We start from the raw sequence: 12,136 nt of genomic DNA on the forward strand, positions 1-12,136 counted from the left end.
TGGTCGCTCCGCGGCCGCCAGGACGCTACTCGCCGGCCTCCGGCTCCCCGCCGGAGCGGCGGCGGACCGGGGCGGCGACCATCGAGCCGACCCGGTTGCGGCGGCCCGCCGAGCTCTCGGCGGTCAGCCGGATCGCGGTCAGGTCGGTGACCGCCTCCTCCGGGACGGGGATCTCGCAGGACGAGCCCGGGATCGGCACCCGGCCGAGGTGCTTGGCGAGCAGGCCGCCCACGGTCTCGACGTCCTCGTCCTCCAGTTCGATGCCGAACAGCTCGCCCACGTCCTCGACGAGGAGCCGGGCGGTGATCCGGTACGAGCCGTCGCCGAGGTCCTCGACCGGGGCGATCTCCCGGTCGTACTCGTCGGTGATCTCGCCGACGATCTCCTCCAGGACGTCCTCGATGGTGACCAGACCGGCGGTGCCGCCGTACTCGTCGATCACGATCGCCACGTGCGAGCGGCGCTGCTGCATCTCGCGCAGCAGGTCACCCGCGGGCTTGGAGTCCGGGACGAAGACGGCCGGCCGCATCACCGCGCCGACCTCCTCGGACTCGGCCTCCCGGTTGATGTGGGTGCGGCGCACGAGGTCCTTGAGGTAGACGATGCCGACCACGTCGTCCTCGTTGTCGCCGACCACCGGGATGCGCGAGAAGCCGGAGCGCAGCGCGAGCGTGAGCGCCTGGCGGACGGTCTTGTGCCGCTCGATCATCACCAGGTCGGTGCGGGGCACCATCACCTCGCGGACGATGGTGTCGCCCAGCTCGAAGACGGAGTGCACCATCCGGCGCTCGTCGTCCTCGATCACGTCGTTCTTCTCCGCGAGGTCGACCAGCGCGCGCAGCTCCGCCTCGGAGGCGAACGGCCCTTCCTTGTACCCCTTGCCGGGGGTCAGCGCGTTGCCGAGCAGGATCAGCAGCCGCGGGATCGGGCCGAGCACGGCGGCCAGCGGCAGCAGCACGAAGGAGGCCGCGGTGGCGGTCGTCAGCGGGTGCTGGCGGCCGATCGTGCGCGGCGAGACGCCGACCGCCACGAACGAGACCAGCACCATCACGCCGAACGCCAGCAGGACGGCCTGCCAGGTGGTCTCCAGGTTCCGCACGCAGACCACGGTGACCAGGACGGCCGCCGCCATCTCGCTGGCCACCCGGATCAGGGTGGCCAGGTTGAGGTAGCGGATCGGGTCGGAGGCCACCGTCAGCAGCCGGGCCGAGCCCCGCCGCCCGGCCCGGACGGCCTCCTCCGCACGGAACCGGGAGACCCGGGAGATGCCCGCCTCGGCGCACGCGGCCAGCCAGCCGAGGACGACGAGCAGGACGGCACCGAGGATGAAGCTCGTACTCTCACCACTCACAGGAGTTCGGGCTCCGCGCTCAGTGGGTGGTGGGGGCCGGCGAGATGCCGCCCAGGCCGCGGCCGGCCCGCCAGCCGTCGAGGATCGCCTTCTGGAGGCCGAACATCTCCTCCTCCTCGTCCGGCTCCTCGTGGTCGTAGCCGAGCACGTGCAGCACGCCGTGGACGGTGAGCAGCTGCAGCTCCTCGTCCATCGAGTGCTTGGAGGGGGCCTCCTTGCCCTGCTGCTCGGCGACCTCGGGGCAGAGCACGATGTCGCCGAGCAGGCCCTGCGGGAGCTCCTCGCCCTCCTTGCCGGGGCGCAGCTCGTCCATCGGGAAGGACATCACGTCCGTGGGCCCGGGGAGGTCCATCCACTGGATGTGCAGCTCCTCCATCGCCGCACCGTCCACCAGGATCACGGACAGTTCGGACTGCGGGTGGATCCGCATCTTGTCCAGTGCGTAGCGGGCGACGTCGAGGATGGACTCCTCGTCGGCGTCCCAACCGGACTCGTTGGCGATGTCGATCGACATGACGGGCTGGTTACTCAGCTTTCGGTGCGATGGGACTGTCGGGGTGCGCGCGGCGCGGTGGTCTTCCCGGGCCGGCGCTGGGACGGCTTGCGGGAGGTCTGCGGAGTGGTCTCCTCGGTCTCCTGAAGGGAGTCCCAGCGCTCGTACGCGTCCACGATCCGGCCGACCAGCTTGTGGCGGACCACGTCGGTGCTGGTGAGGACGGAGAAGTGGATGTCGGGCACGTCGACCAGGATCTCCTGGACGACCTTGAGACCGCTACGGGTGCCGCCGGGGAGGTCGATCTGGCTGGTGTCGCCGGTGACGACCACCCGGGAGTTGAACCCGAGGCGGGTGAGGAACATCTTCATCTGCTCGGGCGAGGTGTTCTGGGCCTCGTCCAGGATGATGAAGGCGTCGTTGAGGGTGCGGCCGCGCATGTAGGCGAGCGGGGCGACCTCGATGGTGCCGGCCGCCATCAGGCGCGGGATGGAGTCCGGGTCCATCATGTCGTGCAGCGCGTCGTAGAGCGGGCGCAGGTACGGGTCGATCTTGTCGAAGAGGGTGCCGGGCAGGAAGCCCAGCCGCTCCCCCGCCTCGACCGCGGGGCGGGTCAGGATGATCCGGTTGACCTCCTTGGCCTGGAGGGCCTGGACGGCCTTGGCCATCGCGAGGTAGGTCTTGCCGGTGCCCGCCGGGCCGAGGCCGAAGGTGATCGTGTGCTTGTCGATCGCGTCGACGTAGCGCTGCTGGTTGAGGGTCTTGGGGCGGATGGTGCGGCCCCGGTTGGACAGGATGTTCGCGGTGAACACCTGGGACGGCGCCGGGCTGTCCGGGTCGTCCACAGCGCTCCGGAGCATGGCGATGGAGCGCTCCACGGAGTCCTCCGTCAGGGGTTGGCCGGCGCGCAGCACCAGCATCATCTCGTTGAAGAGCTGCTTCACGAGGGCGACCTCGGCGCGCTCCCCGGTGGCGGTCACCTCGTTGCCCCGGACATGGATGTCGGCGGCGGGGAAGCCCCGCTCGATCACCCGGAGCAGCGAGTCCGCGGTGCCGAGCAGGGTGACCATCGGGTGCTTCTCGGGGATCGTGATCCGGGCGCTCACACGGCCGTCCTCGGCCGGTTCGGGGCGCGACTGCCCGTCGGTACGGGTCTGCGATGTGTCACTCATGGGTCGGCGCTTGGCCTGCCTCATCCCATCCGTGTCTCGTGGGCCGCTCGGTCTCTCCGGGGCACCAGGGTACGCCGCGGGCGTGATCGCCGCGGCGGGCGGCGGGGCCGCACCCGACGATGCTCCGGCAGATCGCGGGGCGGCGCGAGCGGTTTTCCGCCGCCGAGGGGCGCGGGCTCACGGCTGCCGTCGGGCCGGGACGGGGATCCGGGCGAGATCCTCGGCGAGCACGAGGTGGCCGTCGAAGTGCTTGCGCGCGTCGGCCAGGTGCTGGCCGAGGTCGGGGTAGCGCTGGGAGAAGTGGGTGAGGACGAGGGTGCGCGCCCCGGCCTCGGCGGCCACCTTGGCGGCCTGGCCGGCGGTGAGGTGGCCGTGGTCCTCGGCGAGCCGGGCGTCGGCGTCGGTGAAGGTCGACTCGATGACCAGCAGGTCGGCGCCCTCGGCCAGCTCGTGGACGCCCTCGCAGAGCCGGGTGTCCATCACGAAGGCGAAGCGCTGGCCGAGCCGGGGCTCGCTGACCTCGTCCAGGGTGACCCGCCGGCCGGCCGCCTCGATCACGCCCCGGTGCTGGAGCCGGCCGACGTCCGGGCCGGCGATGCCGAGGGCGGCGAGCCGCTCGGGCACCAGGCGGCGCCCGTCGGGCTCGGTGAGCCGGTAGCCGAAGGACTCGACCGGGTGCGAGAGCCGGACGGCGTCCAGTGCGAACCTGGCGCCGGGGGCGGGCAGCGGGCCGGGCTCCTCGATCGGGCGCGGGCGCAGCACGGCCGTCTCGTGGTAGGCGGTGGCGTACCGCAGCCGCTCGAAGTAGACCTCGCCGGAGGCCGGGAAGTAGACGTCGACGGGCTGCGGGACGCGGTCCAGGTTGATCCGCTGGATCACCCCGGCGAGGCCCAGGCTGTGGTCGCCGTGGAAGTGCGTGACGGCGATCCGGGTGATCTGGGTGGCCGAGACCCCGGCGTGCAGCATCTGCCGCTGGGTGCCCTCGCCGGGGTCGAACAGCAGGCCCTCGCCGTCCCAGCGCAGCAGGTAACCGTTGTGGTTGCGGTGCCGGGTCGGTACCTGGCTGGCGGTGCCGAGGACGACGAGTTCGCGCTGGGACACGCCGGTCAGACCATGCGCTCGGTCATCGGGATCCCGCCGAGCACGTGGACGTGGGCGTGGAAGACGGTCTGGCCCGCGCCCGCGCCGGTGTTGAAGATCAGCCGGTAGTCCCCGACGCCCTCGTCCTCGGCGACCCGGCCGGCCTCGGCGAGCAGCTCGCCGGCGATCTCCGGCTCGGCGGCGGCCAGGGCGGCGGCGTTCGGGTAGTGCGCGTGCGGGACGACCAGGACGTGGGTCGGGGCCTTCGGGGCGATGTCCCGGAAGGCCAGGGTCCGCTCGGTCCTGCGCACCACGGTGGCCGGGATCTCGCCCGCCACGATCTTGCAGAACAGGCAGTCGGGCTGCGGCTCGCCGGCCATCGGGGTCTCCTCGCGGTGTCGCACGGCGTCGTGGCGCACCGTGTCGGTCGGGGCGTACGGCCGCATGCTAGCCGAGCCGCCCGGTCGCCTGCTGGTACTCGCGCAGGTGCTTCCACCGGACCGCGCGGACTCCGAAGACCTCGCCCTCGTCCTCGAAGTCCTCGGCGAGCAGCGAGACCGCGAGGATCACGAAGCCGATCATCCAGCGCTTGGTGAGCCGCCAGGTGTGCGGCCGGCTGACGTCCTTCTTGCGGATCACCCGCAGCGCCATGATCCCCTTGCCGACGCTGAAGCCGGTGAGGCGGGCCAGCAGCACCTGGTTGGCGTAGGAGACGCCGAAGCCGACCCCGAGCAGGGCGCCCAGGTAGGCGCCGCCGTGGACGGTCCTCGGTCCGCCGGCGGCCTTGGCGGCGACGAAGCCGAGCACGACGGCGAGCAGGCAGTCGAGCAGGATGGCGGGGTAGCGCCGGAAGCCGCTCGCCTCCTTCGGCCGGGGCACCCGCCCGGCGTAGGGGTGCTGCGGGGTGTGCTGCTGGGGCTGCTGCCCGTACGGCTGCTGCGGCGGGTACGACTGCGGCCCGTACGGGTCCCGGCCGTACGGGTCCTGCGGCGGGTAGGGCTGCGGCCCGCCGTACTGCTGCGGCTGCGCGTACTGCTGCGGCCCGCCGTATCCCGGCTGCTGTCCCCCGTAGTGCTGCTGTCCCCCGTACTGCTGTTGGCCGCCGTACTGCTGTTGGCCGCCGTACTGCTGGTGCGGATGCCCCTGCGCCATGTGCTCCCCCGTGCGCTGCCGACCGGCCGACGATCGGTCCTGATCAAGAACAGCCCCGCATCCTACCCAGCCCCGGAGCGGGCGGCCGGGCGGGCCGGCCTCCCGCTCCGGGCGGTGTCCGGACGCCCTACACCCAGGGCAGCGGCGGCGCCGTCCGGGCCGGGGTGCCGGCCAGCGCGGCCAGCGCGATCCGGACGCCCTCGGCGAGCTGCGGGTCCTCCCCCGCCGCGTGCTGGTGCGGCGCGAAAGGCACCTCGACGTCCGGGTCGACGCCGTGGTTCTCGATGCCCCACCCGTAGCCCTCCATCCAGAAGGCGTACTTGGGCTGGGTCACCAGGGTGCCGTCGACCAGGGTGTAGCGGCTGTCGATGCCGATCACCCCGCCCCACGTCCGGGTGCCGACCACCGGGCCGATCTTCAGCGCCTGGATCGCGGCGTTGACGACGTCGCCGTCCGAGCCGGAGTACTCGTCGGCCAGCGCCACCACCGGCCCGCGCGGGGCGTCGCCGGGGTACGGCACCGGGCTGGCGATGTCCCGGGCGACGTCCCAGCCGACGATCCGGCGGGCCAGCTTCTCGATCACCAGCTGCGAGGTGTGGCCGCCGCGGTTCTCCCGGATGTCGACGATCACGCCCTCCTTGGCCATCTCCGACCGCAGGTCGCGGTGGATCTGCGCCCAGCCGGCCACCTGCATGTCGGGGACGTGCAGGTAGCCGAGCCGGCCGCCGGACAGCTCGCGGACGGCGGCCCGGCGCCCGGCCACCCAGTCGTGGTAGCGCAGCGGCTCGTCGTCGGCGAGCGGGACGACCACCGGGTGGCGCTGGTCGGTGCCGTCCTTGCCGGCGACGGTCAGCTCGACCGGCTGCCCGGCGGTGCCGGCCAGCAGCGGCGCCGGGCCGGTGACCGGGTCGACCGGGCGGCCGTTGACGGCCAGCACGGCGTCACCCGGACGGACGGCGGCACCGGGCGCGGCCAGCGGCGAGCGGGCCCGCGGGTCAGAGGACTCGCCGGGCAGGATCCGGGCGATCCGCCAGACCTCGCCGTCCTTGACCAGGTCGGCGCCGAGCTTCCCCTGCCGGCGGGCGGCCTCGGTGTGGACGCCGTGCGCGATGACGTAGGCGTGCGAGGTGCCCAGCTCGCCGTGCACCTCCCAGAGCAGGTCCACCAGGTCGTCCTTGGAGCCGAGCCGGTCCACCAGCGGGCGGTAGCGCGCCAGCACGCCGTCCCAGTCGACACCGGCGAGGTCCGGGCGCCAGAAGTTGTCGCGCATCAGGCGGCCGTTCTCGTCGTACATCTGCCGCCACTCGGCCGCCGGGTCGACGGTGACCCGCAGCCGGGCGAGGTCGACGCCGATCTCGTCGTCGTCACCGACCGCCTTGTGGTCGGCGGGGACGATCCGCAGCTCGCCCTCGTCGAGGACGGCCAGCCGGGTGCCGTCGCCGCTGACGGTGAACCCGTCCAGGGCGTCGACCAGCTGCTCGGCCCGCCGCTTGCGGAAGTCGAACCGCTCCAGCGCCGCGCGCGGCCGGTCGTCCTCCAGGTCGGCCGCCTCGTCGCCGAGTTCGCCGATCAGCGGGATCCTCGTCCAGAGCACGCCGTCCTTGGCCGCCTTCAGGGTGCCGAACCGGCCGCCCTCGACCGGGAACGCGATGATCCGGTCGGCGATGCCGTCCAGGTCGACCCGGGTGGCGGGCGGTGCGTCCGCGGCGCCCTCCTCGCCGTCGCCCTTCTTGCCGCGCGGCTCGTCCTCCTCGGCGCCGACCGCGCGCCCGGCCCGCTGCGGCCCGAACGGGGACGGCGTGTCGGCGGCCAGCGTGACCAGGTACGGGCGGCAGCCGTTGGGGAACGACAGGTCGAAGACGTGCGAGTCGTAGACCGGGTCGAAGTTGCGCACCGAGAGGAACGCCAGGTGCTTGCCGTCGGCGGTGAACGCCGGCGAGCTGTCGAAGAACCGCTGCGGGGTGACCTCGCCGACCGTGCGGGTGGCCAGATTGGCCAGCACGATCTGGCGCAGCGAGAAGGGCCCCAGGCCCGGGGCCGGCTGCGACCAGGCCAGCCAGGCCGAGTCCGGGCTGAACGCCGGGCCGCTGACCTCGCCGTCGGTGCTGCGGGCCAGCTCGTGCACGACGCCGTCGGCGAGCGTGACCAGCAGCAGCCGGCCGTCGTGCGAGCCGACCGCCGCCTGCTTGCCGTCCGGCGAGACCACCAGGACGCGGACCCGGCCGAGCTGCCCGGCGGCCAGCCGGCGGCGCTCGGCGCCCAGCACGGCCGGGGCGTACTCCAGGGCGTCGTCGCCGTCCGCGTCGGTCACCCAGACGACGCCCTGTCCGCCGTCCTCGCCCGGCACCACCCGGGCCAGTCGGCCCCGTACGCCGGGCGTCTCGTCCAGCACCCGGGCCGGGCCCTCCCGGTGGGTCAGCCAGTGCACGGTGCCGCGGACCACGACGGCGCCGGCCCGGCCGGTGCGGTCGGGCGCGGCGCTCTCCAGCCAGTGCGCGGCCGCCACCGGGCGCGGCCGGCGCCCGGCCCGCGGACCGGCCAGCCGGACGTCCAGCCGGCGCGGCCCGTCACCCGCGGGGCCTTCCGCGCCGTCCGGGCCGACCGCGCCCTCCAGGCTGTCGAGCAGCCAGAGCTCGCCCGCCCGGTGCCAGACCACCCGGGTGCCGTCGGTGGCGGCGTCGCGGGCGTAGAAGCCCTCCGGCGAGGCGGTGTGCCGGCGCAGCCCGCTGCCGTCCGGGAGGCTGGAGTACAGCTCGCCGACGCCCTCGTGGTCCGAGAGGAAGGCGATCCTGGAGCCGCCGGGGCCGCTCACCCAGAGCGGGGAGTCCAGCTGCCCGTCCAGCTCCTCGTGGATGCGGACGAACTCGTCGCGGCCGATCCAGAGCTTGCCGGCCTGGCCGCCCCGGTAGCGCTTCCACCAGGCCGGGTCCCGGTTGTTGGCCGAGGCCAGCAGCACCCGCCCCGCGCCCTCCGCCGGGGACGCCCCCGCGTCGTCCGGCTCGAACGCCAGGCCGCCGACCGGCCCGTACGGCAGCCGGACCGGCTCCCCGCCGTCCAGCGGCACGGCGTGCGCCCAGGTGCGGCGCAGGGTGGCCTGCCCGGCGGTGGTGGTGGCGATCGGGCGGCCGTCGGCCGTCCAGCCCTGCAACCGGGTCTGGTCGCTGCCCCAGTACGTCAGCCGCCGGGACGGGCCGCCGTCCACCGGCGCGAGGTGCACCTCCGGTGCGCCGTCCCGGGTGGAGGTGAAGGCGATGTGCCGGCCGTCCGGGGAGAACCGCGGCCTGCGGACCGGGACGTGATCGGCCGTCAGCCGCCAGGCGCGGCCGCCGTCCAGCGGGGCGAGCCAGATGTCGTTCTCGGCCACGAAGGTGACCAGGTCACCGTGCAGGTGCGGGTGGCGCAGGTAGGCGCCGGCAGGGGTGCTCACGGTTTCACTCACGCGGCCAGCCTAGGCACGTGTGCACACGATGCACCGGGTTTTCGGAAACAGCCGACCCGTGCGGGGCACACCCGCGCGGCCCGCGCGGCCGCCGGAGCGCCCGCGGCCCCGGACACCCGGCGGGCGCGGCCCGGCGCGGTCAGCTCCAGCGGCCGGTGCGGCCCAGCAGCAGGGCGCCGGCGGCCACGCCCGCCGTGGAGGTGCGCAGCACGGAGGGGCCCAGCCGGTACGGCCCGGCGCCGGCGGCGGCGAAGGCGGCCAGCTCCTCCGGGGAGACCCCGCCCTCGGGGCCGACCACCAGCACGATGTCCCCGCCCGTCGGGAGGGCGGCGGCGGCCAGCGGCTCGGCGCCCTCCTCGTGCAGCACCGCGGCGAACGCGGCGGCGGCCAGGACGGGCGCCAGCTGCCGGGTGGTCATCGGCTCGCGGACCTCGGGGAAGCGCAGCCGGCGGGACTGCTTGCCCGCCTCGCGCGCGGTGGCCCGCCACTTGGCGAGCGCCTTGGCACCGCGCTCGCCCTTCCACTGGGTGATGCAGCGGGAGGCGGACCAGGGGATCACCACGTCCACGCCGACCTCGGTCATGGTCTCCACCGCCAGCTCGCCGCGGTCGCCCTTGGGCAGCGCCTGGACGACGACGATCCGCGGCGCCGGCTCGGGCTCCCGGCGGACCGCGGCGACGGTCACGTCGATCGCGTCCTTGCCGTGCACCGCCGCCACGGTGCCGTCCACGCCGAGGCCCGTCCCGTCCGCGAGGGTCACCGCCTCGCCCTGCTCCAGCCGCTTGACCGCGGCGGCGTGCCGCCCCTCCGGGCCGTCCAGCCGGACCACCGAGCCGGGGGCGGCGGTGGCGAGCTGCGCGGTCTCGACGACGAACACGGGGGCGGTCATGGCACGTCCTGGGGGTCGGCGCCCGGGGCCGGGGTCCGGCCGGCGCGGGGCGGTGGGTCGCGGGTGCGGCCGGCACGGGCGGCCTCGCGGGTGCGGTGGAACGACGGCGCCCGGTGACCCTCGCGGATCACCGGGCGCCGATGCGGCCGTCAGCGGCCGTTGAAGGCGTCCTTCAGGCGCGAGAACAGCCCCTGCTGGCCCGGCGCGAACTGGCCCGAGGGCCGCTCCTCGCCGCGCAGCACCGCGAGCTGGCGCAGCAGCCCCTCCTGCTCGGGGTCGAGCTTGGTGGGCGTCTGCACCTCGACATGCACTATCAGGTCGCCCCGGCCGCCGCCGCGCAGGTGGGTGATGCCGCGGCCGTGCAGCGGGATCGACTGGCCGGACTGCGTGCCGGGCCGGATGTCGACCTCCTCCAGCCCGTCGAGGGTCTGCAACGGCACCTGGGTGCCGAGCGAGGCCGCCGTCATCGGGATGGTGACGGTGCAGTGCAGGTCGTCCCCGCGCCGCTGGAAGGTCGGGTGGTTGCTCTCGGCGATCTCGACGTAGAGGTCGCCGGCCGGGCCGCCGCCGGGGCCGACCTCGCCCTCGCCGGCCAGCTGGATCCGGGTGCCGTTGTCGACACCGGCCGGGATCTTGACGGTCAGGGTGCGGCGGGCGCGGACGCGGCCGTCGCCGGCGCACTCCGGGCACGGGGTCGGCACGACGGTGCCGAAGCCCTGGCACTGCGGGCAGGGGCGGGAGGTCATGACCTGGCCCAGGAAGGACCGGGTGACCTGGGAGACCTCGCCCTTGCCGCGGCACATGTCACAGGTCTGCGCGGAGGTGCCGGGCGCGGCGCCCTCGCCGCTGCAGGTGGTACAGGTGACGGCGGTGTCGACCTGGAGTTCCTTGGTGGTGCCGAAGGCGGCCTCCTCCAGGGTGATCTCCAGCCGGATCATGGCGTCCTGGCCGCGCCTGGTCCGGGAGCGCGGTCCGCGCTGGCCGGCGGCGGCGCCGAAGAAGGCGTCCATGATGTCGGAGAAGCCGAATCCGGCCGCGCCCGCGCCGAAGCCGCCCGCGCCGCCGCCGCCCGGCGACAGCGGGTCGCCGCCCAGGTCGTAGACCTGGCGCTTCTGCGGATCGGAGAGCACCTCGTAGGCGGCGTTGATCTCCTTGAACCGCTCCTGCGTCTTCGGGTCCGGGTTGACGTCCGGGTGCAGTTCGCGTGCCAGGCGCCGGAACGCCTTCTTGATCTCGTCCTGCCCCGCATCCCGTCGGACGCCGAGTACCGCGTAGTAGTCCGTGGCCACCAAATGCTCCGCTTGTTCCGCCTGTTGAAGTGCTTGCGACTGGAAACCACCATCAGGGTGCTGATGGTGGCCGTTGCTACGACTCGGCCAGGATCTGACCCACGTACCGTGCCACCGCCCGCACCGCCCCCATTGTGCCCGGATAGTCCATCCGGGTCGGACCGATCACTCCCAGTTTGGCCACGCTCTCGTCGCCCGAACCGTAACCGACCGAGACGATCGAGGTGGAATTCAGCCCCTCGTACGCGTTCTCCCGGCCGATCCGGACCGTCATCCCGGCGTCCGCCGTCTCACCCAGGAGGCGGAGCAGGACGACCTGCTCCTCCAGTGCCTCCAGCACCGGCTGGATGGTGAGCGGGAAGTCGTGCCCGAAGCGGGTCAGGTTGGCCGTGCCGGCCAGCATGATCCGCTCCTCGTTCTGCTCGGCGAGCGCCTCGAAGAGCGTCGCCAGCACCACCGTGACGGCCGGCCGGTCGACCGCCTCGAACTGGGCCGGGAGGTCGTCCAGCAGCTCGGGCACCTCCGGGAGGCGCTGCCCGACGGCTCTGGTGTTGATCTTGGCACGAAGGTCGGCCAGAACGGTCTCGCCGACCGCGCCGGGGCAGTCCACGAGCCGCTGCTCGACCCGGCCGGTGTTGGTGATCAGGACCAGCATCACCTTGGCCGGGGCCAGCGCCACCAGTTCGATGTGGCGCACGGTGGACCGGGAGAGCGAGGGGTACTGGACCACCGCGACCTGCCGGGTCAGCTGCGCGAGCAGCCGGACCGTCCGGGCCACCACGTCGTCCAGGTCGACCGCGCCGTCGAGGAAGTGCCGGATCGCCCGCCGCTCGGGCGCGCTCATCGGCTTGACCTCGGCGAGCCGGTCGACGAACAGGCGGTACCCCTTGTCGGTGGGGATCCGCCCGGCGCTGGTGTGCGGCTGGTGGATGTAGCCGTCCTCCTCCAGCGCCGCCATGTCGTTGCGGACGGTGGCCGGCGACACGCCGAGGCTGTGCCGCTCCACCAGGGCCTTGGAACCGACCGGCTCCTCGGTCCCCACGTAGTCCTGGACGATGGCACGAAGCACCGCGAGCTTGCGGTCGTCGAGCTGGCGGACCTCACCGGCCATGGGGCACGCACCTCCGTCTTCGCACGTTGTCCGTTGTGACATGTGTTCGGGTGACTGCTTGCGGGCCGCGCCGGGCGGACCCCGGCTCTGGCACTCTGAACACACGAGTGCCAGGACCGTACCTGCCAGTGTAAGGCCCGGGCCCAACGGCAGGAACGGC

General features: G+C 73.8%; 10 protein-coding genes. All 10 read right to left on the minus strand.

Features of this window, described 5'->3' with window-relative positions; translation table 11 throughout:
• Nucleotides 1-25: 25 nt before the first annotated feature.
• A complete protein-coding gene (locus tag OH807_RS14370) occupies nt 26-1,351 on the minus strand; it encodes a hemolysin family protein (RefSeq protein WP_406198422.1) in 1,326 nt (441 codons plus the stop codon).
• A gap of 19 nt (nt 1,352-1,370) precedes the next feature.
• Complete coding sequence (gene ybeY, locus OH807_RS14375) at nt 1,371-1,865, minus strand: rRNA maturation RNase YbeY (protein ID WP_406198424.1); 495 nt, start codon at nt 1,863-1,865, stop codon at nt 1,371-1,373.
• A 14-nt stretch (nt 1,866-1,879) separates the two neighbouring features.
• Nucleotides 1,880-3,016, minus strand: coding sequence for a PhoH family protein (locus OH807_RS14380; RefSeq protein WP_406198427.1), 1,137 nt, complete (start codon nt 3,014-3,016; stop codon nt 1,880-1,882).
• A 177-nt stretch (nt 3,017-3,193) separates the two neighbouring features.
• Nucleotides 3,194-4,117: a ribonuclease Z gene (locus OH807_RS14385; protein WP_406198429.1), complete on the minus strand. Its 924-nt coding sequence runs from the start codon at nt 4,115-4,117 to the stop codon at nt 3,194-3,196.
• 5 nt (nt 4,118-4,122) lie between these two features.
• Nucleotides 4,123-4,476, minus strand: a complete 354-nt coding sequence (locus OH807_RS14390; RefSeq protein ID WP_406198431.1) for a histidine triad nucleotide-binding protein — start codon at nt 4,474-4,476, stop codon at nt 4,123-4,125.
• A 67-nt stretch (nt 4,477-4,543) separates the two neighbouring features.
• Nucleotides 4,544-5,248 (minus strand): RDD family protein, encoded by a 705-nt coding sequence (locus tag OH807_RS14395; protein ID WP_406198433.1) that lies wholly within the window; start codon nt 5,246-5,248, stop codon nt 4,544-4,546.
• Nucleotides 5,249-5,375: 127 nt separating this feature from the next.
• Nucleotides 5,376-8,687 (minus strand): PDZ domain-containing protein, encoded by a 3,312-nt coding sequence (locus OH807_RS14400; RefSeq protein ID WP_406198435.1) that lies wholly within the window; start codon nt 8,685-8,687, stop codon nt 5,376-5,378.
• Nucleotides 8,688-8,826: 139 nt separating this feature from the next.
• Nucleotides 8,827-9,576 (minus strand): 16S rRNA (uracil(1498)-N(3))-methyltransferase, encoded by a 750-nt coding sequence (locus OH807_RS14405; RefSeq protein WP_406198437.1) that lies wholly within the window; start codon nt 9,574-9,576, stop codon nt 8,827-8,829.
• Nucleotides 9,577-9,725: 149 nt separating this feature from the next.
• On the minus strand, nt 9,726-10,865 hold the full coding sequence (gene dnaJ, locus OH807_RS14410) for a molecular chaperone DnaJ (RefSeq protein ID WP_406198438.1): 1,140 nt from the start codon (nt 10,863-10,865) through the stop codon (nt 9,726-9,728).
• Nucleotides 10,866-10,941: 76 nt separating this feature from the next.
• Nucleotides 10,942-11,976 (minus strand): heat-inducible transcriptional repressor HrcA, encoded by a 1,035-nt coding sequence (hrcA, locus tag OH807_RS14415; protein ID WP_406198440.1) that lies wholly within the window; start codon nt 11,974-11,976, stop codon nt 10,942-10,944.
• Between the last annotated feature and the right edge of the window lie 160 nt (nt 11,977-12,136).

Origin of the sequence: Kitasatospora sp. NBC_01560 (assembly GCF_045208415.1) — a bacterium.
Taxonomy (GTDB): domain Bacteria; phylum Actinomycetota; class Actinomycetes; order Streptomycetales; family Streptomycetaceae; genus Kitasatospora.

Bases quoted from the DNA above. Each gene is read 5' to 3' on its own strand.
- OH807_RS14380 (WP_406198427.1), bottom strand. From the start codon at position 3,016: ATGAGTGACACATCGCAGACCCGTACCGACGGGCAGTCGCGCCCCGAA.
- OH807_RS14405 (WP_406198437.1), bottom strand. From the start codon at position 9,576: ATGACCGCCCCCGTGTTCGTCGTCGAGACCGCGCAGCTCGCCACCGCC.
- ybeY (WP_406198424.1), bottom strand. From the start codon at position 1,865: ATGTCGATCGACATCGCCAACGAGTCCGGTTGGGACGCCGACGAGGAG.
- OH807_RS14390 (WP_406198431.1), bottom strand. From the start codon at position 4,476: ATGGCCGGCGAGCCGCAGCCCGACTGCCTGTTCTGCAAGATCGTGGCG.
- OH807_RS14395 (WP_406198433.1), bottom strand. From the start codon at position 5,248: ATGGCGCAGGGGCATCCGCACCAGCAGTACGGCGGCCAACAGCAGTAC.
- hrcA (WP_406198440.1), bottom strand. From the start codon at position 11,976: ATGGCCGGTGAGGTCCGCCAGCTCGACGACCGCAAGCTCGCGGTGCTT.